This is a genomic window from Chitinophaga sp. XS-30 (assembly GCF_008086345.1).
GTDB lineage: Bacteria > Bacteroidota > Bacteroidia > Chitinophagales > Chitinophagaceae > Chitinophaga.
This window is the reverse complement of sequence record NZ_CP043006.1, coordinates 2405885-2431116: the sequence shown is the minus strand read 5'-3', so window position 1 is coordinate 2431116 and position 25232 is coordinate 2405885. Positions and strand designations below refer to the sequence as shown.

The window sequence follows — 25232 nt, the reverse complement described above, 5'->3', positions numbered from 1 at the left end:
GAATCTCTCCTGCGATTAAATTTAAACAGATTTTTCAATTAAGCGTGCGAATTCCCTCCTCTCCCGGTAAAAGGAGAAGGTCTTTGCGGAGGGTCCGGCCGGGTCAGCGCCCGTCCAGATATTTTTCCATTTCATCAGCAATACGCCGGTCGTTGCTCAGGCGGGGCACTTTGTTCTGGCCTCCCAGCTTGCCGATGGACTTCATGTAATCGATGAAACCGCCCTTGCGTACCGGGCGGATCTTGAGTGTCTGTAAGATATTACCGGTTAACAGATCGTCGTAATAAATGTTCTTGTTGCGCATCTGCCGGTCTACCTCCTCAGCGAAGGCCGACAGGTTGCCCGGCACCTCTTCGAATTCCACGAACCATTCGTGATAGGGCAGTTCACCGTTCACCTGGATGCGCGGGGCCACCGTAAACTCCGTAATGCGCACACTGCTTTCCGTTGCAACGGTCATCAGGCTGTGCTCTACTTCCTCCCCGATGACATGCTCGCCAAAAGCGGAAATAAAGTGCTTCGTGCGGCCGGTCACCACAATACGGTAAGGCTCGGTGGACAGGAATTTTACGGTATCCCCGATATTGTAGGCCCATAATCCGGCATTGGTGCTCACGATCAGGGCATAGTTCACACCAACTTTCACATCTTTCAGAGAGATGCGGGTGGGGTTTTCATCACGTATTTCCGCAACCGGTATGAATTCGTAGAAGATCCCGGCATTGGTATTGAGAAGCAGCCCTTCACTTTCCTGGGAGTCCTGGAAGGCGAAAAAGCCCTCTGAGGCCGGGTAGGTCTCGATCGTATGTACTTTCCGGCCGATGGAGTCCATCAGCTTGGCGCGGTAAGGCTCAAAATTCACACCGCCGTGTACCAGCAGCGAGAAATTGGGGAACAACTCACCCACGGACTTGCCGCTCTTTTCGATCAACCGGTCGAAATACATCTGCATCCATGGCGGGATACCGCTGATCAGCCGCATATCCTGCCGGATGGTCTCCTCCACGATCTTTTCCAGTTTTGTTTCCCAGTCCTCGATACAATTGGTTTCGTAGGTGGGCAGCTGGTTGGTGCGGAGGTAACGGGGGATCTGGTGGTTGGCGATCCCGCTGAGGCGCCCGGTGGGAATCCCTCCCACCCTTTCCAGCTCGGGGGAGCCGGAGAGAAAGATGAGTTTTCCGTCAAATGCGGTACTGTCACTCGTTTCGACGATGTTGCAGAATACCGCGTTGCGGGATGTATTAAAGTGATGGTCGATCGAATCCTTGGAGATGGGGATGTATTTGACCCCGCTGGTGGTGCCGGAAGTCTTGGCGAAGTAAATCGGCTGCCCCTTCCATAATACATTATGCTTGCCCTCCTTTATCTTGTCGATATACGGGCGGAACTGCTCATAGTCCCTGACAGGCACTGCCTGCTTATAGGCGTCATAAGAGGTGATCTGGTCGAACTGGTGGTCTTTTCCAAACTCCGTCTTCTTCCCTGTCTTGATCAACTCTTGCCAGATCGATTCCTGATCTTCCACCGCCCTTTGCATTTCCTTCTTCACCTTGTTGGCGATGATCGAAGCAAATGGTTTGGCCAGCAGTGATTTAAACTTCATGCCCCTTTATTTTAGTGGATAAACATAAAAAACAAAAGTATAAAATTTGTATCCAAGAACACAGCTTTTGAGAGGGGGCTACAAGCATGGGCTGCGGCGGAGATCGGCCAATAGCGGGTTGGAGCGGCAGGCGGGATAAGGATGCTAAACAATTGTTAAAAAAAGCTAAAATTGTAAAAACTCCGTATCTTTGATATGTAAAAAGCTATTTTTCAATACAAATGCTTCCTGCGGGAGGCTGGAAACCTGCAAAAAGTATTAAATTCTTTGTTGATTAAAAAACAAAGTAATACCTTTGCAGGAAATTATTTTTGGAATATTATGTTCGCAGTTGTAAAAATCGCAGGTCAGCAATTCAAGGTACAGAAAGATCAGGAGATCTTCGTACAACAATTGGCTGGGAATGTTGGAGATAAAGTAGAATTTTCTGAAGTTCTGCTGACCGACACTGACGGCAAGATCGCCGTTGGCACTGATGTAAAATCAGTAATAAAGGCTGAGATCCTGGGCCATGTTCAGGGTGATAAGGTGATCGCTTTCAAAATGAAGAGAAGAAAAGGCTTCAGGAAAAAAGTTGGTCATCGTACCCATTTTACAAAGCTCAAGATCAGCGAAATAGCTTAATTTAATATTGACTAAAGTTATAAAGTAACATACAATGGCACATAAAAAAGGTGAAGGTAGTGTTAAGAACGGTAGAGACTCCGCAAGTAAAAGACTGGGAGTTAAAATCTTCGGTGGCCAGGTAGCTGTAGCAGGTAATATCATTATCCGTCAGCGTGGCACAGTTTATCACGTAGGTTCAAACGTAGGTATCGGTAAAGATTTTACCATCTACGCGCTGACTGATGGTGTGGTGGAATTCAGAAAGGGTCGTGAGAACAAAACCTTCGTTTCTGTAAGATCATTTGACACCACTGCCCAGGCGGAAGCCTGATGCAGTGTTTGCCATAAAGTTTTTTTTAATACCCAATTTTTTTACTAACCCAAAATTCAAAAAACAATGGCAACAATTAAGAAAGCTGCTCCTAAAAAAGCTGCACCTAAAAAGAAAGCTGCTGCTAAGAAAGCCGCTCCTAAAAAGAAAGTAGCTGCTAAAAAAGCTGCTCCTAAAAAGAAAGCTGCTGCTAAGAAAGCCGCTCCTAAAAAGAAAGTAGCCGCTAAAAAGGCTGCTCCTAAAAAGAAAGCTGCTGCTAAGAAAGCCGCTCCTAAAAAGAAAGCTGCTGCTAAGAAAGCTGCTCCTAAAAAGAAGGCCGCTGCCAAGAAAGCTGCTCCTAAAAAAGCCGCTGCTAAAAAACCGGCTGCCAAGAAGAAAGCTGCTCCTAAAAAGAAAGCAACTCCTTCTGCTCCTGCAGCTCCGGCCATGTAAGATCGGATTTACAAACTGTAGCATAAAGAACCCTCACCTCCAGGTGGGGGTTCTTTTATTTGGAGAAACCCGGATCATTCCTAGCAGGCCATTTGTATCAGACCATTGCTCATTCCGCCCGAATCTCCTAACTTACGCCTTGTATGGACAACTATATCATCGCAGATAACCTCTCCCTCCTCGCCAAGCTGATGGATATCCACGGCGACAATTCCTTTAAAGCCAAATCATTCGCCAATGCGGCTTTCCAGATCGAAAAACTGACCGTTCCGCTGCAGGAAACTCCCCATGATGCCATCTTCCGGATCAAAGGCATCGGTGAGTCCACCGGCAAGAGCGTTATAGAAATGCTGCAGACCGGACGCTTCGGCCTCCTGGAGGAATACCTGCAAAAAACCCCTCCCGGCATCCTGGAAATGATGCGGATCAAAGGCATCGGCCCGAAAAAGATCGCTACCATCTGGAAAGAACTGGAAATAGAGACCCTGGGAGAGCTGCTGTACGCCTGCAATGAGAACCGCCTCCTGCTTTTCAAAGGTTTCGGGCAGAAAACCCAGGAAAGCATCAAACAAAGCATTGAATTCTTCCTCTCCAACCGCGAACGCTTCCTCTACGCCGAAGTGGAAGCTGTAGCAGCCCAACTGGAAGCCATGTTCTCCCAAATATTCGCCCCTGCCCCGGTGGCGCTGACGGGTGCTTTCCGGCGGCAACAACCGGTGATCGATGAACTGGAAATAGTGATCGGCGTACCGGCCGAAAAGGTGGCAGAGCAACTGAAAGACCTGGAAGGGTTTACCCGGCTGGACAATACAGCCGATGTCATTATCCTGAAATACCAGGAACAGATCAAAGTAATGGTCTACGGAGTAGATCAGCCCCAGTTCGCACGCAAACTGTTCGTTACCACCGGTAACGATGCCTTCCTGGAGCAATTCCGGGCACATGCCGCCAGCGCCCTGGATACCGAAGCCGATTCCGAAGAGGCGATATTCACAAAAGCCGGGCTGCCGTTCATTCCCCCCTGCATGCGCGAAGGCGCCGGCGAGATCGCCCTTGCGGCGGCCGACACGTTGCCGGAACTGATACAGACCGGCGATATCAAAGGTATCATCCACTCCCACAGCCAATGGAGCGACGGCCTCCAAAGCCTGGAAGACATGGCAAAAGCCGCGCGGGACCAGGGCTTTGAATATCTCGTCATCAGTGACCACTCCCGTTCCGCCTTTTATGCCAATGGCCTTCAGCCGGAACGTATCATCGCACAGCATCAGCAGATCGACCAGCTGAACAGTCAGCTCGCGCCCTTCAGGATATTCAAAAGCATTGAGGCCGACATCCTGAACGATGGCAGCCTCGATTACCCGGATGATATTCTCCGCAGTTTCGATCTCGTTATCGCCTCCGTACACTCCAATCTCAAAATGCCGGAAGACAAAGCCATGGCCCGCCTGCTGAAAGCCATCGCCAACCCGTACACGACCATACTTGGACATATGACCGGCCGCCTGCTGCTCAGCCGCAACGGTTATCCGGTGGACCATGAGGCGATCATTGATGCCTGCGTGGCCCACGATGTGGTGATAGAGCTGAATGCACACCCCCGCAGGCTGGATATCGACTGGCAATGGATCCCTTCGGCCATCCGGAAAGGCGCATTGCTGTCTATCGATCCGGATGCGCATGCCGTAGCAGGCTACCATGATATCCGCTACGGTACACTGGCCGCGCAAAAAGGCGGCCTCAGCCGGGAGAAGAACCTCAGCAGTTTTACCAAAGCTGAACTGGAAGCTTTCCTCCTGCAACGCAAACAACGTAAAGGTATCTGATATGTTACTGCAGGCACTGGCCATCGCCATCGCACCAGGGATTGCTATCTCCATCCTGATCTATATGCTGGACCAGCGTGAACGGGAACCGGTACGCCTACTCGTGCGCTGTTTCCTGCTCGGTGTGCTCAGTGTGGGCATTCCGCTGCTGATGCAGCTCTACGCCGCCTCACAGGGCTGGGGCGCATCCAGTGAACATCTCTGGCAAACCGCGATTTTTGCCTTCGGCATCGTAGGATTAAGCGAAGAGCTGGGCAAATACATTATGCTGCGATTCTACGCCTACCCCAAAAGGGCCTTCAGCGAGCCATTCGACGGCATTGTATATTCCGTCATGATCGGTATGGGATTCGCGACGGCGGAAAATATTGCCTATGTGATGCAATACGGGATCGGCACCGGACTGGTGCGTATGTTCATTTCCGTGCCTGCTCACGCCACCTTTGCCATATTGATGGGATATTATGTGGGGCTGGCCAAATTCATTCCGCAGCACAGGCGTACCTTATTGTTAACCGGACTGTTCTGGGCCATTGCTTTCCATGGGGCATTCGATTTCTTTCTGTTTATCGGGGACAATATGTTTTTGATGGCGGGATCGCTGCTCTCTTTTTACATCGCTATCCGGCTTTCCATAAGAGCTATCCGGTATCACCGGGAGGTATCCGGCAGATGGAAAGAAAAAAACTACAATAAGGGAGAAGAGTAAATGAGCGGATGATCAGGATTTGTCCGTCACGTAACGCCGGGTAAGCCAGAAATACAGCCCATATCCAACGAACGGGAGAAAAAAGACCAGCATCAGCCATTTCAGATGATACGGGCGATTATTTGCCTCCCTGAAAGTATGCAGCACACAAAACCTCACTACCAGCCATATATGCAGCATAGCGAATAAAGTGATCCATATTTCAGCATTGGTGGCCATTCTTCCGTTTAAATAAATCTACGAATTTTCAGGAAAAGATGGAATAAAAAAGAGCCCGATTCGACAATCAGGCCCATCCTCCAAATTAACTAGTAATGCAAAGTGGATAAAAAAGGTATATATCAATAAATTAATTGTATTGTCGCGTGAATTTCAGTTGGCGTTGTATCAAATCTACAAAAAAATATTCACCAAGTATATACTACTGTTGTTTATCGGATAATGGCAGGCCGGGAACAAAAAAGCCTGGGACTACGTTCCCAGGCCTGAATATCCATAAATAAAATAAAACCATCTTAAAAAGAGGAGCCCGATACGACAATCAGGCTCGTTTTTCTCCAATTTAGCTTAAGACAAAAATCCCTTATTCCCTAATAATAATATGTTGATCGTCATTGAATATCAATATTTGCGGCGGCTATGTAAAAAGAAATGAGCCCGACACGAACATCAGGCTCGTTTTTTTTCTCCAATTTAGCTTAAGACAAAAAATTCATACAGGAATAAAGCCTGCAAATATCTTCAACGACTGATAATAACCTGTTTATAAAGAACTCCGAACTTCTCTCTCAATTGCTGTACCACACTATTCAAATCTATAAAAAGAAAATGAACAATCAAACTATTTACGTTAGGATAACTAACTATTAACTAATTTTTGCACAAGTATCTGAAAGAGCGATCTAACTGTCAAGCCTGTTTGTTTAACAAATAATGCTGTTGAATGTTTAACAGGCCGGGCGGTTATTTTCGGTATGTACGTAAACGGTAGTCAGGCGGATTCCCGGTTTGGATATTTTTGAACGGAATATGTAATTATACTGATGCTAAAACATGCGCGGGGTCAGTGTCTTTCCTTTGGTAAAAGAGAAACGGTAATTCAGCATCAGCTCGTGAGATCCGCTCTGGATACCGTTCAGATAACCTGCGGAAGCAAAGTCGTACGCATATCCCAGCTGGAACCCTTTGGTGAGCTGCAACTGCATCATGGCCGCAGCGGTTTTTTCCGTGCGCCAGGTAACACCGGCCCATAACACATTCTTAAAGAGGAAGGAAGCATTCACATCCATCTGTATCCCGGCCCCGCCTACCTGGCGGAACAACAACCCCGGCCGGAATTTGATGTCTTTATTCACATCCAGGATCATACCGCCATGCAGGTATAAATGCCGTTTGAATGCCACTTTATTAACAGAATTGCCCAGGTCGAAATTATGGAACGAAGGCGCGGCCAGGCCAACGAAAAACTTTTCGGAATAGAGCATGAAGCCGAATCCTATATCCGTCTTCCAGTACTGCTGATCCTGCGCAAAAACGGGATCATCGGTAGCCAGATGGGTGTTGTTCTCCCGGAATTGCTCCATCCCCCCTTTCAGCCCCAATGCCAGGAAAAGCTTGTCATCCAGCTTGACCTTTTGCGATACGTTCAGGTGAAAGCCGGTTTGTGAATAGATGGTGATCTTGTCCTGCATCGCCAGAAAACCGATGCTGGTCCTGGTAGCTTTCAGTGGCGAGTAGAAAGAAAAAGTGCCTGTGCTGGGCGCACCCTCCATCCCTACCCATTGATTACGTGCCACTACTGTCGCACTGCTGAACTCATCCATGGAAGGGTAAGCGGGATTCACTACCATTCCGTTGAACAGGTATTGGGCATATACGGGATGCTGCTGCGCTGCGGCCTGTTCCGCACTACAGCTGATGATCCCTGCTGCCAGGAGCTTCCATAAACGGATTTTCATAGTTCTCTTTTTAATTGGCATGTTTCAAAACGATATAGCCGGTATGACGCTGCATTTTACCATTGCTGTCCCACACATGCAGGATATAGAAATAAGAGCCGTCCGGCAGATCATTCCCGGTTCCGCCGCCTGTGTTGGAGCGGCCTTTGAAATTATTCGACTGGTTATTGTAATTGCTTGTTTTATAGATCGTGCCACCCCAGCGGTTAACGATCACGATCTCGTTGCGCGGGTACTTCTCTATATTCTCAATGATCATCACATCGTTTTTGCCATCACCGTTGGGTGACAGCGCATTGCTGACCCTGATCTCCATATCGATGGCCAGATCATCGTTCATGATACCACCAATGGCTATGTTCCGCGTACCGATCGCAGGCAGGTGCTGTCCGGATACGACGGTAGCATTTTTAAGCCTGAGTGCGAAATACTCATCTTCCTCGGCACCCACGTCACCGAATACCGGCACTACGATATCGGCTTCATCCTGCAATGGCGGAATGACCAGCGAGGTGATCAGGGCATGATAATCTTCACCCGGATTGGCGCGCTGCGGGTCCCTGTCTGCCCCTCCTCCTTCGAATGCATCGCCGAATGCATAGTGCAGGGTGATCCCGCGGGTACTCTGGCGGCTCAGCGCAATGGTGAATGTCATCGATGTTGTACCGGAATGGCCTTCCATTACCCTTACCGTATCCTTGCTGAAACTGATCTCCAGCGGGTCGTTGTCTGTTATCCGGGTAGCGGTATGGCCCCTAGCGCCTTTGCCATATGGGTTCCCGCCGCTGGGCTTCGGCTCAATGTGCAGGTTTACAAATCCATCGTCATCGTTGGTCTCGTTATCTTCCAGGCCGATGTTGAAGCTGATCTCCAGCTGATTGGCCGGCAATATGACCGTCAGTGTTGCGCCATTCTGCGGAACGCTGGGGCTGACAGTCCTGAATGCATCATGCTGGAGGGAAATGGTTACCGGGATATCTACGGGCGACAGCTGCGATGCCCGCAACGTTACCGGCAATACAGCGCCTTCCGCCACTTCTTCTGCGGCGAACACTTCCATGGTCACCACATCATTATCCACGAGACTGATCGTTACTTCCTGCTGTGCGGCCAGCGTCCAGCCCGGAACAGCGGATGAAGCTCCCGTCAGTTGCAGTATCACCGTTTCATTTCCCTCCTGGATATTATCGTCCAGCGGGCTGATCGTTATCAGGACTTCCTGCTCCCCTGCCGGAATGGTGACCGTTCCGGAAAGGGTGGTATAGTCCGTTCCCCCGGTGGCTGTTCCTGCTATGCTGTAAGTAACTGTTACCGGTTCCGCAGCGGTGATATTACCCTTGAAGCGGACGCGGGCGCTGCCCTGGGTGGCGGGCTCTGCGGCGTCTGCTATCTTTTCGATGCGGATACTTCTGTCGTAAGCCGGATTGTCCGCTATGTTCATCGCCACATTACTGTTGTTTACTGTGCAGCTTACCGGATTGCCGAGGAACTCGTATGCGGCGGACTGCACCGCAAGCAGTATCGTCTCCTCTCCTTCTACCAGCAGATCATCCTGGACGATAACCGGGATGGTTACACTGTTTTCTCCTGCCGCGATCACAGCCTGACCGGATAAAGCGGTATAGTCGGTTCCGGCGGTGGCCGATCCTGCTACGGTGAATTGAACAACAATATCCGCCGGGGCGGTGGCGCCGCCTGCCAGTTGCAGTGTGAACAGGCCATTTGCTGAGGGCTCTGCCGCATCGGTTGTTTTCAATGCCGTTACGGTGAGTGAGGGCGCTGCGTCTCCGGGAATGGTGACCGGCTGTCCGGGGATAATCGTGAATCCTGTGGCGGTAGCGGCAAGGTGCAGCTCTTCCGTGGCTTCCGGTGTATTGTCCTGCACGGCCAGCAGCACAACTTCTGTCTGGTTGCCGCCTGCGGCGATCTCAATATTCGCGGGTGTAAGCGTGTAATCTGCGGCAACTGCGGAATAAGCTGCGTCTGCGGTTACCGTCAGCGGTATCGCCGTTGCTGTGGTGATGCCGGAGGGCAGCGCAAAGGTCACTTTGCCGGAAGCGCCTTCGTGCAACACCGTAGCATCAATGGTGATGGTGATCTGCCGGTTCGCCGGATTCGCGCCGGTGGCATCGTTGATATTGATCGTAGTGCCGGCGAAGGTGAACCCTGCTGGCACTGTACCGTCTACCTGTAATGTTTCCTGCGGTTCGATGATGCCGTCGGTCACTGCGGAGATATTGAAATCCGCACTTTTGCTGGCCATGGCAGGGATGGTAATATCTGCCGGGATCTGTGTATGGTCTGTATCGGCAGCGGTAGAACCTGCTGCGGTTTTGGACATATTAACGACGACCGGCGTACTGGAAACGATACCGGCAGGCAGGCTCACAAAGAACTGCGCCGTATGGCCTTCCATGATGGTGCTGTTTGACGGGGACAGCGAGATCAGGGTATTGGCGGGGTCCAGGCGGGTGGCGTCCTCGATCTGCAGGGTGGCGGAGCTTACGCTGTAAGCTGCGGCCGTTCCTTCAATAACGAGGGTTTCCGTGGATTCCAGGATATTATCTGCCGGTGCGGTGATGTTAAACGAAGTGGCATGTTCTCCGGCTTTAATGATCACCGAGGCCGGTAATGTGCTGTGGTCCGTTACTGCTGCTGTTGAAGATGCGCCGCGGTTGATGCTCACTTCAATATCACTACCGGCCAGCAATGCTCCCGGCAGGCTTACCGTGATGGCAGCTGCTGCCCCGGCTTCCAATATTGCTGTTGGAGCGGAAGTTATTGTTATGGTGCCGCTATGGTTCTCATCAAGGATATCAATAAGCACATCCCCACTGAACGTAAATCCTGCAGCTGATGGCAGGAGGTGCAGTTTCTCCGCGGGTTCAATTACACCGTCGGCGGCGGGGTTCACCTGCAGGCTTCCGCTGTTGCCGTTTGCAGGGATCGTGACCGTGGTGCCCAGAGCGGGACTGAAGTCTGCTGCTGATACAGCGGGTGTAGTTGTGCCGGTGGACAGGTTGATCGTGATCGCTTCCGCGGTCGTGATGCCTGAAGGGAGGCTGAACGTGATCGTGCCGCTGCTGCCTTCGGTAATGCTCGTGGCGCCGCCGAGCGTGATCGTTCGGTTTGCAGCGGTGCCGGTGGCGTCTGCGAGGTCTATTGTAGTGGCTGCGCTGGCTGGTACATCAAAGATCGTGGCTTCTGCCAGCAGTTCCAGCAGTTCGTCCGGTTCTATGATATCGTCTGTGCTGGCCGTTACCGTAAAGGAGACTTCGTTGGCATTTACCGGGAGTGTGACCGTGGCAGGGAAGGCGTAGTCTGTGGCGGTGGCTTCCGTGCCGGGGCCTGGGTCTAGTTGTATCGTGATCGCTTCAGAAGTCGTGATATTGGCGGGCAGCCGAAGCCATACGGTGACCGTATTGCCTTCCGTCACCGTTGTGGCATCAGGTGTCATCGTCAAGGTTTTCGGGCCGCTGGCGTCCGTAATCGTCAGCGTTGTGCCGGTCACCGTGAAGCCCGTAGCGGTGCCTTCCAGGATCAGGGTCTCGTCACGTTCCAGAATGTCGTCTGCCGTAGCGCTGATCGTTGTGCTGCCATTTGTTTCGCCGGAGAGGATCGTGATCGTGCCAAGGGCGCTGTGATCCCCGTTGCCTGCTGTGGAGCTGCCGGACTTGCTCAGTGTTAGCGTGATATCGCTGCCGGCGGTAAGGCCGCCTTGCAGGGTGGCCGTGATCGTGGTTGTCGCGCCGCCTTCCGTGATCGTGGACTGGGACGCGCTCAGCGCGATCGTTGCGCCGCTGTGGTCGTTGTCGATGATATCTGCTTCTACATCAGCGCTGAAAGTAAAGCCAGTGGCTGTCGGAACCAGGTGAAGCTTTTCTGTCGGTTCCAGCAGGCCATCGGCGGTGGGGTTCACCTGCAAGCTTGCGCTGTTGCCGTTCGCAGGGATCGTTATCGTATTGGGTAAAGCTGGACTAAAGTCTACCGCAGTGGCTGCAGGCGTTGCTGTGCCGGTGGCCAGGCTGATCGTGATCGCTTCCGCTGTGGTGATGCCTGAAGGGAGGCTGAATGTGATCGTGCCGCTGTTGCCTTCTGTAATGCTCGTGGCGCCGCCGAGCGTGATCGTTCTGTTTGCGGCGGTGCCGGTGGCGTCTGCGAGGTCTATTGTAGTGGCTGCGCTGGCTGGTACATCAAAGATCGTGGCTTCTGCGCTCAGTTCCAGCAGTTCGTCCGGTTCTATGATATCATCTGTGTTGGCCGTTACCGTAAAGGAGACTTCGTTGGCGTTTACCGGGAGTGTGACCGAGGCAGGGAAGGCGTAGTCTGTGGCGGTGGCTTCCGTGCCGGGGCCTGGGTCTAGTTGTATCGTGATTGCTTCTGAAGTCGTGATATTGGTCGGCAGCCGAAGCCATACCGTGACCGTATTGCCTTCCGTCACCGTTGTGGCATCAGGTGTCATCGTCAAGGTTTTCGGGCCGCTGACGTCCGTGATCGTCAGCGTCGTGCCGGTCACCGTGAAGCCCGTGGCGGTGCCTTCCAGGATCAGCGTCTCGTCACGCTCAAGGATATCGTCTATCGTAGCGCTGATCGTTGTGCTGCCATTTGTTTCGCCGGAGAGGATCGTGATCGTACCAAGGGCGCTGTGATCGCCGTTGCCTGCGGTGGAGCTGCCGGATTTGCCCAGTGTCAGCGTGATATCGCTGCCGGCGGTAAGGCCGCCTTGCAGGGTGGCCGTGATCGTGGTTGTCGCGCCGCCTTCCGTGATCGTGGACTGGGACGCGCTCAGCGCGATCGTTGCGCCGCTGTGGTCGTTGTCGATGATATCTGCTTCCACATCAGCGCTGAAGGTAAAGCCCGTGGCGGTCGGGATCAGGTGAAGCTTTTCTGTCGGTTCCAGGATGCCGTCGGCGGTGGGACTGACTTGCAGGCTGCCGCTGTTGCCGTTTGCGGGGATCGTTACCGTAGTGAGCAAAGCAGGACTGAAGTCCGCGGCCGATACTGCAGGTGTCGCTGTGCCGGTGGACAGGCTGATCGTGATCGCTTCCGCGGTCGTGATGCCTGAAGGGAGGCTGAACGTGATCGTGCCGCTGTTGCCTTCGGTGATGCTTGTTGCGCCGCCGAGTGTGATCATTCTGTTTGCAGCCGTGCCGGTGGCGTCGATGATGTCTACCGATGCTGTTGCGCTCGCCGGTACATCGAAGACCGTGGCTTCTGCCAGCAGTTCCAGCAGTTCGTTCGGTTCTATGATATCATCTGTGTTGGCCGTTACCGTAAAGGAGACTTCATTAGCATTTACCGGGAGCGTGACCGTGGCAGGGAAAGCGTAGTCTGTTCCTGCGGCTTCCGTACCGGGGCCAGGGTCAAGCTGTATTGTGATCGCTTCAGAAGTCGTGATATTGGTCGGCAGCCGAAGCCATACCGTGACCGTATTGCCTTCCGTCACCGTTGTGGCATCAGGTGTCATCGTCAAGGTTTTCGGGCCGCTGACGTCCGTGATCGTCAGCGTCGTGCCGGTCACCGTGAAGCCCGTGGCGGTGCCTTCCAGGATCAGCGTCTCGTCACGCTCAAGGATATCGTCTATCGTAGCGCTGATCGTTGTGCTGCCATTTGTTTCGCCGGAGAGGATCGTGATCGTACCAAGGGCGCTGTGATCGCCGTTGCCTGCGGTGGAGCTGCCGGATTTGCCCAGTGTCAGCGTGATATCGCTGCCGGCGGTAAGGCCGCCTTGCAGGGTGGCCGTGATCGTGGTTGTCGCGCCGCCTTCCGTGATCGTGGACTGGGACGCGCTCAGCGCGATCGTTGCGCCGCTGTGGTCGTTGTCGATGATATCTGCTTCCACATCAGCGCTGAAAGTAAAGCCAGTGGCGGTCGGGATCAGGTGAAGCTTTTCTATCGGTTCCAGCAGGCCGTCCGCATCCGCATCCAGTTGCAGATCAACATACTCTGTTCCTGCCGGGATCGTCACCGTAGCCGGAATGGCAGGATCAAAATCTGTTGCACTGGTTGCTGGTGTAGCCGTGCCAACTGCAAGACTGATCACAATATCTTCGGTGGAGGTGATACCCGAAGGAAGGCTAAACGTGATCGTGCCGCTGCTGCCTTCGGTGATGCTTATAGCGCCGCTGAGCGTGATCGTTCTGTTCGCGGCGGTGCCGGTGGCATCGATGATGTCTACCGATGCTGTTGCGCTCGCCGGTACATCGAAGATCGTAGCTTCTGCGCTCAGTTCCAGCAGTTCGTCCGGTTCTATGATATCATCTGTGTTGGCCGTTACCGTAAAGGAGACTTCGTTGGCATTTACCGGGAGTGTGACCGAGGCAGGGAAGGCGTAGTCTGGGGCGGTGGCTTCCGTGCCGGGGCCAGGGTCAAGCTGTATCGTGATCGCTTCAGAAGTCGTGATATTGGTCGGCAGCCGAAGCCATACGGTCACCGTGTTGCCTTCTGTTACCGTTGTAGCGTCAGCGGTCATCGTCAAGGTTTTCGGGCCGCTGGCGTCTGTGATCGTCAGCGTCGTGCCGGTCACTGTGAAGCCGGTGGCGGTGCCTTCCAGGATCAGCGTCTCGTCTCGTTCCAGAATGTCGTCTATCGTAGCGCTGATCGTTGTGCTGCCATTTGTTTCGCCGGAGAGGATTGTGATCGTGCCAAGGGCGCTGTGATCGCCGTTGCCTGCTGTGGAGCTGCCGGACTTGCCCAGTGTCAGCGTGATATCGCTGCCGGCGGTAAGGCCGCCTTGCAGGGTGGCCGTGATCGTTGTGGTCGCGCCGCCTTCCGTGATCGTGGACTGGGACGCGCTCAGCGCGATCGTTGCGCCGCTGTGGTCGTTGTCGATGATATCTGCTTCTACATCAGCGCTGAAAGTAAAGCCCGTGGCGGTCGGGATCAGGTGAAGTTTTTCTGTCGGTTCCAGGATGCCGTCGGCGGCGGGGTTCACCTGTAGGTCAACGTTATTGCCGCCCGCGGGGATCGTTACCGAAGTGAGCAAAGCGGGACTGAAGTCTGCTGCCGATACTGCAGGTGTCGCCGTGCCGGGAGCCAGGCTGATCGTGATCGCTTCCGCTGTGGTGATACCAACGGGGAGGCTGAACGTGATCGTGCCGCTGCTGCCTTCCGTAATGCTCGTGGCACCGCCGAGCGTGATCAGTTTATTATTACTATCTGTGATATCTACCTGTTCGGAGGTTGTAACCGATGTGCCATACACCGAGGCGCTGGCTTCGATCTCCAACTGTTCTACCGGTTCAATCACATTATCCGTCAACGCATCCAGATCGAAAGAGATTTCACTTTCGCCTGCAGGAATAGTCACCGAAGGCGGGAAAGCATATTCGCTTGCCGCAAGTGTGGCGCTGGTCAGCCCGCCGGCCTGTAAATTGATCGTCAGCGCTTCCTGTGTGATCTGCGGGGAAGGGAGACGTATCCACACTTTGGTGCTGCCGCCTTCCGCAATGGAAAGTGCTTCCGGTGTTATCGTAAATATCTTGTTGGCGGCAGTTGCTCCATTCTTGTCATCGATCGTTACTGTTGTACCCGTTACCGTAAACCCGGTGGCGGAGCCTTCAACGCTCACCGTTTCCGGCCATTCCAGCAGATCATCCAGCGCTGTGGAAAAACTCCCGGTTCCAGTGGAGCCGAGGGCGGGAATAGTGATCGTGCCCAGTGTTCCATGGTCATTATCGTCTGCCGTTGATCCGGCTCCTCTGGATAGGGAAATAATAATATCGCTACCGGCAGTCAGTCCTCCCTGTAAAGTGGCGGTGAGGGTAACATCATCGCCCTCCGTCACATTTGCGGCAGCGGAAGTAATCACAATCGTTGCTCCGGCGAGATCATTATCGATAACATCCAGTTCCAGATTTCCAGTGAAGGTAAATCCGGTGGAAGACGGGATCAGCTGCAGTTTTTCAGTCGGTTCAATAACACCATCAGCATCCGCATCCAGTTGCAGGTCAACATGCTCTGCTCCTGCCGGGATCGTCACCGTAGCGGGAATGGCCGGATCGAAATCTGTTGCGCTGGTTGCGGGTGTAGCGGTGCCGGCAGCAAGACTGATCACAATATCTTCAGCGGAGGTGATGCCTGAAGGTAGGCTGAAGGTAAAGGTAACATTGCTTCCTTCGGTAACGGAGGCTGGGCCGGCTACCGTAATCACCTTGTTGGCAGGAAGCAGCCCGGTAACATCAATAATATTTACATCCAGCGTAGCTGTTCTGATATCGCCAAAAATATCCGCCGTAGCCAGTATCTCCAACAGTTCATTTGACTCTATCACGTTATCCGGATTGGCATCCAAGTCAAATGCGACATAATTCCCTCCTGCCGGAATGGTCACCGTTGCTGGAAACCCGTATTCAGTGGCGAGCAACGCGGCATCAGTGCCGGTGCCGCGGGAGAGTTGTATGGTCAGGTCTTCCGCCGTACTCATATAATCATTCAGCTTCACCCGTAACCGCAGCGTTCCGTTCTCTGTTACCTGAAGCGCATCTGAAGGATTATCCGGCACAAGGGTAATATCCCGGGGCGTAGCATCGATGATGTTCAACAATACGCCTTCAAAAGTATAACCGGCAGCGACACCGCCAAGATGCAGCACTTCGTCCTGCTCCACATAAACATCCGCATTCGCGGAAAGTGCAAATGCAACGGAAGAACTGCCCTGGGGAATGGTAATGGTGGCAGGTGTTACATAAAAATCATTATCAACGGCGGTAGTACCGCTCAATTTGTCCAGCGTGATGGTGATATCTGCCGGAGCATTGCCGGACTGCAATGCGGCAGTCACCACAACAAAATTCCCTTCCGTTATATTGGTTTGAGTAGTCGTAAATTCTATTACTGTAGCCGAGCCGCCGGAGGTATTGTCGAGCACCTCCATGTCTATCGTATTGCCGTCATTTATCGTATAACCGGAAAAGTTAGTCGCCTGGAATACGAGGTGTTCCGTGCCTTCTGTCAGGCCATCGATAGCCGGATCAGCCGTCCATGTCACCGCATTTCCTCCTGCCGGGATAGTGATTACCGGGGGAACACCGCCGCTGAAATCCGCGCTTTCCGCATATCCTGCTCCTGTCTGCACAATGGCGATATTGATATCCAAAGGATCGGCAGTGGCCACGCCCGCGGGCAGGCTGAAGGTAACGGCCAGCGTGCTTCCTTCTGTTACGGAAAGCGGGGAGGTAACGGCTATTTTTTTATTGTCAGGGTCGTTACCCGTTGCATCAAGAATATCGATAAAGGCATGTTGTGTAGTGATGTTGCCCATAATATCCGCGGTGCCGGCAATATGCAGTGGTTCCATCTGCTCGATGACCATATCCGTTTCAGCGGTCAATACAAAGGTAGCTTCGTTATTACCCGGATCAATGGTCACGGTGGCCGGCATCTGGTAGTCAGACGCTTCAATGCCGCCGCCGCTCCATTCGCCCTGGGCCAGGCTGATGACGATGGGCTGGGTGCTGTAAACATCCGGCGCCAGTTTTACTTTGATGCTGATGGTGTTCCCTTCCAGCACATCAACTCCCTGCGGTTCGATCGTGAAATCTGTCAGCCCCGGCTGATATTGCGTTTCATCTGTTATTGTTACAGACGCCGGCACTATTGTATAGTCTTTGAAGGATCCCGTAATGGTCAGTATTTCATCCAGCTCCAGCCAGAGATCATTATTGATATCCAGGTACACATCTGCTTCGTTGCCATATTGCGGGATCGTTGCCGAGGTGCTCTGGAAGGCAAAATCATCATCATCCGCTTCGGAAGACGGGTCTTTTGACAGATCCACATCCAGCGAATACATGGTTGGGTATGGCAGCGTAACGGTAGCTCTGACAATACCGCCTTCATTCATGGTGGAATTATCGAACGTTATCGTTATCTGTTTATTGGCTTCATTATCTATGATCCCGAAGCTGCCCTGCAATACGGTAAAATCCGGTGAGGTGGCGTTGAAAAGTGCGGTCTCATCCGGTTCAATAGTATTGTCACGCCTGGCTGTTACCGTAAAATCAACAGTACTGCTGAATGCACCGATGGTCACCGTAGCCGGGAAAACAGGGAGTGTAAAATCCCCGCTGCTGGCGGTAGATCCGGATGCCAGGCCTGCTGGCATGGTGATGACGACCGGCAGTTCTGTGCTGACATCATCCGGGAGGCTTGCTGTGAAGGTTCCGGCAATATTTTCCTGGATATCGGTCGTCATAAAACGGATGACCTTGTTATCCGGGTTATTCCTTGTTGTATCGACGATGGTAATGGTATCCGCCCCATATTTTGTTTCCGCACCGAATACGGCCATCGCATGGATCTCCAGTGTTTCGTCAGGCTCCAGTATCCTGTCGCCAATGGCTTCGAGGTCAAATTCCACTTCCAGTTCTCCCGCGGGGATGGTCACTGTTGCGGGTATCACACTATGGTCTTCATCTTCGGCTTCAGAGGTTCCGCCTTTGGACAGGTTCACGGTAACCGGTGCAGGCAGCAGCTCTCCTGTCATCCTTACTTTTACTTTCATGGTCTGCCCTTCTTCCAGTGTCGGTTGTGCCGCTTCTACGAATATCTTGTGCTCGTCATCATCAACGATGGTGTAGGCAGAGGATTGCACCGCGCCCAGTACCAGGTAAGGAGAGCAGGTGGGCAGCAATTCTACGGTAAGGGTTTTATCCGGATTTTCGATGCCATCCCCTTTGATGAGAATATTGTCCAGCGGTATTTGCTTCGGCGTAAAATAACTTTCCGCGGGGATGATCACATGTGTGTACAATTCTTCATAATCCGTCCCCGGGGCGGCGTGGCCGGTGCCGGTGCCGGTGGTGACCACGCGGAGGTAAGCGATCTGGGGGGCGTTGAACATCCCGCCGCTTACATTCAGGGTCAGGCCGGAGATCACATGGGTATCCTCCCCTTCATCCCCCTGGGATATGGCGGAGGATAATTCAATGGTAGCGCTGGAAGAATCTACAGGAGAAGGCTGGGCATAATCTTCATACAATATGTGCGGAGGTTCCTGCAAGGTCAGCGCTGCCATTTCCGTTCTGTCAAAACCGATGGCGAAACGTTTCGTCCAGTTTTCTGTTTTACCGAGATTGACGGCATCCACTTCGATGGTCTTATGCACGGCTACGCCCATGCTTTGCACGATGGTATTGATCTGCGATTCCAGTTCGTAGCCCGGGGTGATCTTGGTATCCCGGCCCTGTGGGGCTCCGGCCTTGTAGGAGGTGAACCCGCCGTTTGTCTTGAAATAATGCCCGCCGACGAAACCACCGGAGCAATCGCCGCTTGCGCACTCTACGCCAACCATTTGCGGCAGGTCCCAGACAGGTGTCAGGCCAAAATCCACTTCATCATCGAAGTACGGATCTCCGTCACAGGGTACCATGTCTTCCGCAAGCCCTTTTCCTTCGTCGGTGTTGTTCGTCCAGGAGCGCTCTGAAAAATAGATATGCAGGTAATATGGTCCGCCTACACCGCCGCTCAGATGTCTTTCATGCGCACTGACGTAGAAATCAACGAAATAGTGGTCATCTCCGTTGGTGTAGGTATATACTGTGGTAAGGTTATAGATCCCCCCGGTGGGGTTGTGCAGGGTGGTCAGCGTGGCTACTTTCCAAGGGTTGGCGGCCGTTCCGTCCCCATGTACCCCGGATATGTCGCAGGCTTGCAGATAGGTAGGGGTTTTAATGGTGTTGACATCGAACTTCTGCTGCAGGATCGCGTATATCTTCAGCCCGCGGTCGTGCCGGGGGATGGTATCGCTAAGATTAAACTGGTCCAGCCCGTTCCTTCTTACGAGTATGGAAGTATCTGTGATCGTGATCCGCAGACCATCGGTCAATGTGTTCCCTCCATCCGGATTAATGGTAACTGATTGCGCCTGTGCTTTGGTGGCCGCGGGTGCAAAGATGCAGGAGGCCACGATAACAGCCCATAAAAACAGGATGTTGTTTTTCTTAGGATAGGATAGGACTAACATAATCTTTTCAAATTTCAGACTTCCATACTATAAGTTGCCGGTGGACGTTATATACCGGTAATTGTTCCCCGTGGTATAGATGCATGGGCGAAAGCCCCTTTTTCCCTCTCTTTTTGATCTATAAACCTTTCTGTTGCAGGTGCTTATCTTCTAAATAATGTCTAATTATAATATGTAAACGACTGCAATATACGTCCCCAATAAGCAAATGTATATTATTTATAATATTATAGCAAATAATAATTATAATATTTTATCTATGTAAATCAGGTAAATATGTAGAAAAGGGAGTGGGGAATAATTAAGATATGTTTGACAGAAAGCATTATGTCAAAAGTCAAAATAAAGGTAGATTTGCAAAAAAATAATAGGAATGTCCACAATTACCAAGTCAAAAATTGATTTTAGCCTCAAGTACAAAGTAAAAGATATGTCTTTGGCTGAGTGGGGCCGTAAGGAGATCGAGTTGGCGGAAGCCGAGATGCCGGGCCTGATGGCTTTGCGCGAAGAATATGGTAAATCCCAGCCGCTGAAAGGCGCGCGTATAGCAGGCTGCCTGCACATGACAATTCAAACTGCCGTACTGATCGAAACCCTGGTAGCCCTGGGTGCGGAAGTACAGTGGAGCTCCTGCAATATCTTCTCCACACAGGACCATGCTGCTGCAGCAATAGCTGCTGCCGGTATCCCGGTATATGCCTGGAAAGGATTGAGCGAAGAAGATTTTAACTGGTGCATTGAGCAGACCCTGTTCTTCGGCAGTGAAGACCGTCCCCTGAACATGATCCTGGACGATGGTGGCGATCTGACCAATATGGTGTTCGACACTTACCCCGAGCTGATCCAGCATATCAAGGGCCTGAGCGAGGAAACCACTACCGGTGTTCACCGCCTTTATGAAAGAATGAAGAACGGCACCCTGCCGATGCCGGCTATCAATATCAATGATTCTGTTACCAAATCCAAGTTCGATAACAAGTACGGTTGCCGCGAATCCTGTGTAGATGCGATCCGTCGCGCTACAGACGTGATGATCGCCGGTAAGGTAGCTGTTGTTGCAGGTTTTGGCGATGTGGGCAAAGGTTCTGCCGAATCACTGGCAGGCGCCGGCGCAAGGGTGATCGTTACCGAGATCGATCCGATCTGTGCGTTGCAGGCTGCGATGGAAGGATATGAAGTGAAGAAAATGACAGACGCTGTAAAAGAGGCCGATATCATCGTGACCACTACCGGTTGCCGCGATATCATCACCGGCGAACACTTCCGTGCGATGAAGGACAAAGCGATCGTGTGCAACATCGGCCACTTTGATATCGAGATCGATGTATCCTGGCTGAATACCAATTACGGCCATAGCAAAGTGGAGATCAAACCGCAGGTTGACAAATATACTATCGATGGCAAAGACGTCATTCTGCTGGCAGAAGGCCGCCTGGTAAACCTGGGCTGCGCTACCGGCCACCCTTCCTTTGTAATGAGCAACTCTTTCACCAACCAGACGCTGGCTCAGCTGGAACTCTGGACCAACTCCGGCAACTACGAGAACAAAGTGTACGTACTGCCGAAACATCTGGATGAAAAAGTAGCCCGCCTGCACCTGAAGAAGATCGGTGTGGAACTGGATGAACTGACACCGGCACAATCCAGCTACCTGGGTATTCCGGTAGAAGGCCCGTTCAAACCTGAATATTATCGTTACTAGTATTTGACGAATAAACGAAATGCGCTGAAAAGCAGTCCTGATGGGCTGCTTTTCGTGTTATAAGGCTGTGGCCTTATAATGGGTGATTATAAGCCTGTAGCCTTATAATGGTATAATATAAGGTTATAGCCTTATAGTGGGTGATTATAAGCTTAAAGCCTTATATTTGTATTAGCCATGAAAAAGCAAGCAGCCGTTATTACCGGGGACATCATTCAATCTTCCCTGCTGAAAGCCTCTCAGCGCAAGCGTTTACAGCGAACGCTGGATGAGGCGTTTGCTGCGGTCCAATCAAAGAACACCGGATTCCGGGCGGAACAGTTCCGGGGAGACAGCTTTCAGGCGGTATTGACGGAACAGCCAGGGCAGGCGCTGCTGGGCAGCCTGATCATCGTGGCGCGGCTCCGGAAAGAGCATTTCAAGGTCCGCCTGGCCATCGGCACCGGCGACATTACCTTTTCCGCCAGGAATATTGTTATCTCCGATGGTACCGCTTTCCAGCATTCAGGACCGTACCTGGATGAACTGAAAAAGAAGAACGGGCTGATCTCTGTTGTTACCCCCCATACCAATATCAACCAGGAATGGGAAATACACAGCCAGGTATTATCTTTCCTGCTGGAGCGCTGGAGCGTATTACAGGCAGAAGCGGTGCTTGAGCAACTGAATGGCCTCACCCAGGCCCAGGCAGCCAAAAAACTGAAAATCAAACAACCCGCAGTGCATCAGCGATTGCAGGCCGCCGGATGGCAGGTGATCACCCTGATCATGAACAGGTTCGAACAACATATTTCATCCATGTTTTAAACCATACCGGATGTTACTACTGATCAAATGGCTCTGCGCCCATCTTATAGGGGACTTTGCCCTTCAAACCACCAGGTTCATACAACATAAACGGCGGCATAAAGCCTCGTCTGTTCACCTGTACCTGCACAGCCTCATTCACGGCGCGCTGATCTACCTCTTCACCGGCTGGTGGCAGCAATGGCTCATCCCCGTGATCATTACTGTCACTCACTTTCTGATCGACTGGTGGAAATTGCACCGGCAGGACAATGCCCCGAATTTCATTATAGACCAGGCGCTGCATCTGCTCGTGATCCTCGTGCTGTGGGTGCAATTTTCCGGCAATATGGGCAGTATATTGCCCTTCTTCGAAGCCCTCTGGCAAAACCATGCTTTCTGGGTGATACTGCTCGGTTATGCCGCCGTTATCTGGCCCGTGGCATTCCTGCTTGGTTTTGCCACCCGCCGCTGGCGGAACCAGGTGGCGGATTCCCGGCTTTCCAACAGTAAAACGTCTCTCAGTGAGGCCGGGAGATGGATCGGGATATTTGAACGCGCCCTGGTGCTTACCTTCATCATTACCGATCATTACGAAGGCATCGGTTTTCTCATCGCCGCAAAATCCATCCTGCGCTTCAATGATCTGAAAGAAAGCGAAAACCGCAAGGAAACGGAATATGTGCTTATCGGCACGCTCATGAGCTTCTCCGCATCCATCTTCACCGGACTGGTGGTAAAGCTCCTCTTAATTAGTTAATTTTGCAGCATGACTAAGCTGAGTGTTAACATCAACAAGTTCGCCACCCTGCGTAATGCCCGCGGCGGCAACCTGCCGGATATCATACAGGTGGCAAAGGACTGTGAACGTTTTGGTGCAGATGGCATTACCGTACACCCCCGGCCGGACGAGCGCCACATCCGTTACCAGGATGTAAGGGACCTGAAGCCCATCGTTACGACAGAATTCAACATAGAAGGATATCCGTCACCGGATTTCATGGACCTGGTGCTGGACGTAAAACCGCATCAATGCACCCTCGTCCCCGACCCACCGGATGCCATCACCTCCAATACCGGCTGGGATACCATACAATACCAGTCTTTCCTCAAAGACGTGATCGGAACGCTCAGAAAAGCAGGCATCAGGGTCTCTATTTTCCTGAATGCGGATGTCAGTAAAGTGGAAGGGGCCAAAACTGCCGGAGCGGACAGGATAGAGCTTTATACAGGCCCTTATGCGGAAGAATATACCAATGCCCGTACCCGCCCGCAAAATCTCCAGCTGTTCAATGACTACAAAAACACGGCAAAGGAAGCCACCGCCATCGGCCTGGAGCTGAATGCGGGGCACGACCTGAACCTGGATAACCTGCGCTTCTTCAAGCTGCACATCCCTCAACTGAAGGAAGTATCCATCGGCCACGCGCTCGTATGCGATGCATTGTACTTCGGGCTGGAAAATACCATCCAGCTGTATAAAAGGCAATTGCAGGATTAAACCGATGACATTACAACAGCAGTAATTTCCGCCCGTTCTATCCGGGCGCCTGACAGCATTTTACATAACACCGAGACTCATCGGAATCGCTTCCGGTACCGCCCTGCTGCGCTCCGCTCGCATCATGTTTCCAGGCGCGCCCAGGCGGTTTCCCGGTATTTCATGTACAAGAGGTAAAAAGCAGCGGCGGATAGCAGGACGAAGATCCCCACCAGCCATATCTCCCCCGCAACGGCATAATGCCCCATCCCGATAGCGCCGGGAATGACAAGCACCATCAGGCCTTTGATAAAGGTACCGGCACTCTGCCTGACATTCTGCTCCGCCGAGAAAGGCAGCTTTCGCAGGAAGATGAGCGCAAAAAAGAGATTGATCAGTACCACGTTCACAAAACCAAGCACCAGGTCCGGCAAGGTCCGGGGCCCCCAGACATACAACGTAAACACCACCACCACTACGTAAAAAGGTATGAAAAACTTCACCAGCGTGGCCTTGAAAGCCCCCATCAGCAACTGTCCGGGAGAAGACAGCGGCGCCGCATAATATACCCAGGCGGCCTTATACCTGTCTGAATACATCAGATTATTGATCGCTGTCAGGAATACAAAACTGCTGACGTAGATCAGGAAGATGAACATATTGGTACCCGGCAGCCTGCTCCAGGCCTCAGCCGGAGAACCATGCTTTCCCGTCAGCAGAAAATAGGCGAAGAACACAAATACATAAGCCAGGGAAGGATATACTTTCAGCTTGAAATCCCGCATCCTGCCGGTCATCAGCCACACCAGCTCAAAGGACAGCTGTTCCTCCCTCCCGCTGGTCACACGTTTCGCCAACTGCCGGTACCATTTCGGACGGCTTTTCCCCGTTGCCGTAACGGCAGGCTGTGCCGCTTCTCCCCCACTGCCGCCGATCATCGCCAGCTTACGGTTGAAACTTGGCGCAAACACCCGCACGACCAGCCAGAGGCTGAAAACGGGAACGCACCAGACCAGGGCGAGGTACACCAGGTAAGGCATGGTGTACACGCCCTTCACCACCGCCTCCCAGGCACCCGCAAACCAGTAGACGGGCAGCACGTTCAGCCAGGGATAATCCCGCAGGTTCACACTTTCCAGCTGCGACCGCTCCAACAGCCGGGGAACCAGGTAATAGGTGGCAAATACGATCACGGAAAAGATGATCTGCACATAGTTGACCACTTCCTTGAAACGCTCCGGTGTGGTCAGCTTCAAAGCAATGAGGTAAATGGTGTTGACCAGGAAGATACCGAAGACGCTCAACAACAGCACCAGCACGCCGAACCATAACGCAGCTATTGCTCCGTCCCGCACCAGCAGCAACACAAAGGCCGGCAACGCCAGCGGCAGGATGATGCGGGAAATATGGATCATGATATGCAATAATCGCGATACCACTACCGTGCGGTCATTCACCGGTCTCGGCAGAATAACATAGTTGTCCTTCACATCTATCAGCACATTCGTAAAATCCGAGATCAGGGTGATGGTCATCATTACCATATACACGGAAAACCACATAAACAGCTGCATCAGCAGATCTGTGCTGACAATAAAAAAGAAGAGATAAAAAAGCCCCATCAGCAGCGATACCAGGAACATCACGAGGGAACCGTTCTTCATTTCCTTCTTTTTCTTCTGCTGCATCTGGGTATAGGCATTAGGCCTGCGGTCATCCATGATCAGCTTGGCCCGCAGAATGGCATGCAGCTGCGATACGTTAACGCCTGCACGTTTCCACAAGGGGTTCAGCAACGATACGATCGCCAGAAAAAATTTATTCATGCGGGATG

General features: G+C 52.3%; 14 protein-coding genes. 9 read left to right on the top strand and 5 right to left on the bottom strand.

Annotation, left to right across the window (positions count from 1 at the left end; genetic code table 11):
• Positions 1–103: 103 nt before the first annotated feature.
• Positions 104–1603, bottom strand: a complete 1500-nt coding sequence (locus FW415_RS10025) for a GH3 auxin-responsive promoter family protein (RefSeq protein ID WP_148384356.1) — start codon at positions 1601–1603, stop codon at positions 104–106.
• Positions 1604–1870: 267 nt separating this feature from the next.
• Between FW415_RS10025 and rplU the strand changes: the two genes are divergently transcribed.
• From rplU to FW415_RS10000, 5 genes are all read left to right on the top strand, one after another.
• Positions 1871–2227: a 50S ribosomal protein L21 gene (gene rplU / locus FW415_RS10020; protein WP_246858998.1), complete on the top strand. Its 357-nt coding sequence runs from the start codon at positions 1871–1873 to the stop codon at positions 2225–2227.
• A gap of 34 nt (positions 2228–2261) precedes the next feature.
• Positions 2262–2540 (top strand): 50S ribosomal protein L27, encoded by a 279-nt coding sequence (rpmA, locus tag FW415_RS10015; RefSeq protein ID WP_148384354.1) that lies wholly within the window; start codon positions 2262–2264, stop codon positions 2538–2540.
• Between the two features lie 66 nt (positions 2541–2606).
• Positions 2607–2972 (top strand): histone, encoded by a 366-nt coding sequence (locus FW415_RS10010; protein ID WP_148384351.1) that lies wholly within the window; start codon positions 2607–2609, stop codon positions 2970–2972.
• Positions 2973–3115: 143 nt separating this feature from the next.
• Positions 3116–4798, top strand: a complete 1683-nt coding sequence (locus FW415_RS10005; protein ID WP_148384349.1) for a helix-hairpin-helix domain-containing protein — start codon at positions 3116–3118, stop codon at positions 4796–4798.
• Position 4799: 1 nt separating this feature from the next.
• A complete protein-coding gene (locus FW415_RS10000) occupies positions 4800–5507 on the top strand; it encodes a PrsW family intramembrane metalloprotease (RefSeq protein ID WP_148384347.1) in 708 nt (235 codons plus the stop codon).
• A gap of 12 nt (positions 5508–5519) precedes the next feature.
• Here FW415_RS10000 and FW415_RS09995 read toward each other — a convergent pair whose 3' ends face one another.
• The 3 genes from FW415_RS09995 to FW415_RS09985 all read right to left on the bottom strand — a co-directional run bounded on the left by FW415_RS09995 (position 5520) and on the right by FW415_RS09985 (position 19430).
• Positions 5520–5726: a PLDc N-terminal domain-containing protein gene (locus FW415_RS09995; RefSeq protein ID WP_148384345.1), complete on the bottom strand. Its 207-nt coding sequence runs from the start codon at positions 5724–5726 to the stop codon at positions 5520–5522.
• A gap of 827 nt (positions 5727–6553) precedes the next feature.
• Positions 6554–7465 carry a type IX secretion system membrane protein PorP/SprF gene (locus FW415_RS09990; RefSeq protein ID WP_168208752.1) on the bottom strand — a complete coding sequence of 304 codons (912 nt, stop codon included), beginning with the start codon at positions 7463–7465 and terminating at the stop codon, positions 6554–6556.
• 10 nt (positions 7466–7475) lie between these two features.
• Complete coding sequence (locus FW415_RS09985; protein ID WP_148384341.1) at positions 7476–19430, bottom strand: Calx-beta domain-containing protein; 11955 nt, start codon at positions 19428–19430, stop codon at positions 7476–7478.
• Between the two features lie 373 nt (positions 19431–19803).
• Between FW415_RS09985 and ahcY the strand changes: the two genes are divergently transcribed.
• The 4 genes from ahcY (at position 19804) to FW415_RS09965 (ending at position 23419) form a co-directional block, all read left to right on the top strand.
• Positions 19804–21132 (top strand): adenosylhomocysteinase, encoded by a 1329-nt coding sequence (ahcY, locus tag FW415_RS09980; RefSeq protein WP_148384339.1) that lies wholly within the window; start codon positions 19804–19806, stop codon positions 21130–21132.
• Between the two features lie 177 nt (positions 21133–21309).
• The gene (locus tag FW415_RS09975; protein ID WP_148384337.1) at positions 21310–21939 is read left to right on the top strand and encodes a SatD family protein; all 630 of its coding nucleotides are present in this window, start codon (positions 21310–21312) and stop codon (positions 21937–21939) included.
• Positions 21940–21949: 10 nt separating this feature from the next.
• The gene (locus FW415_RS09970; RefSeq protein ID WP_148384335.1) at positions 21950–22678 is read left to right on the top strand and encodes a DUF3307 domain-containing protein; all 729 of its coding nucleotides are present in this window, start codon (positions 21950–21952) and stop codon (positions 22676–22678) included.
• Between the two features lie 9 nt (positions 22679–22687).
• A complete protein-coding gene (locus FW415_RS09965; protein WP_148384333.1) occupies positions 22688–23419 on the top strand; it encodes a pyridoxine 5'-phosphate synthase in 732 nt (243 codons plus the stop codon).
• A gap of 122 nt (positions 23420–23541) precedes the next feature.
• On the opposite strand, the gene FW415_RS09960 is transcribed toward FW415_RS09965, so the two are convergent.
• The gene (locus FW415_RS09960; protein WP_148384331.1) at positions 23542–25224 is read right to left on the bottom strand and encodes a hypothetical protein; all 1683 of its coding nucleotides are present in this window, start codon (positions 25222–25224) and stop codon (positions 23542–23544) included.
• Between the last annotated feature and the right edge of the window lie 8 nt (positions 25225–25232).

Bases quoted from the DNA above. Each gene is read 5' to 3' on its own strand.
- FW415_RS10025 (WP_148384356.1), bottom strand. From the start codon at position 1,603: ATGAAGTTTAAATCACTGCTGGCCAAACCATTTGCTTCGATCATCGCC.
- rpmA (WP_148384354.1), top strand. From the start codon at position 2,262: ATGGCACATAAAAAAGGTGAAGGTAGTGTTAAGAACGGTAGAGACTCC.
- FW415_RS10010 (WP_148384351.1), top strand. From the start codon at position 2,607: ATGGCAACAATTAAGAAAGCTGCTCCTAAAAAAGCTGCACCTAAAAAG.
- FW415_RS10005 (WP_148384349.1), top strand. From the start codon at position 3,116: ATGGACAACTATATCATCGCAGATAACCTCTCCCTCCTCGCCAAGCTG.
- FW415_RS10000 (WP_148384347.1), top strand. From the start codon at position 4,800: ATGTTACTGCAGGCACTGGCCATCGCCATCGCACCAGGGATTGCTATC.
- FW415_RS09995 (WP_148384345.1), bottom strand. From the start codon at position 5,726: ATGGCCACCAATGCTGAAATATGGATCACTTTATTCGCTATGCTGCAT.
- FW415_RS09990 (WP_168208752.1), bottom strand. From the start codon at position 7,465: ATGAAAATCCGTTTATGGAAGCTCCTGGCAGCAGGGATCATCAGCTGT.
- FW415_RS09985 (WP_148384341.1), bottom strand. From the start codon at position 19,430: ATGTTAGTCCTATCCTATCCTAAGAAAAACAACATCCTGTTTTTATGG.
- ahcY (WP_148384339.1), top strand. From the start codon at position 19,804: ATGTCCACAATTACCAAGTCAAAAATTGATTTTAGCCTCAAGTACAAA.
- FW415_RS09975 (WP_148384337.1), top strand. From the start codon at position 21,310: ATGAAAAAGCAAGCAGCCGTTATTACCGGGGACATCATTCAATCTTCC.
- FW415_RS09970 (WP_148384335.1), top strand. From the start codon at position 21,950: ATGTTACTACTGATCAAATGGCTCTGCGCCCATCTTATAGGGGACTTT.
- FW415_RS09965 (WP_148384333.1), top strand. From the start codon at position 22,688: ATGACTAAGCTGAGTGTTAACATCAACAAGTTCGCCACCCTGCGTAAT.
- FW415_RS09960 (WP_148384331.1), bottom strand. From the start codon at position 25,224: ATGAATAAATTTTTTCTGGCGATCGTATCGTTGCTGAACCCCTTGTGG.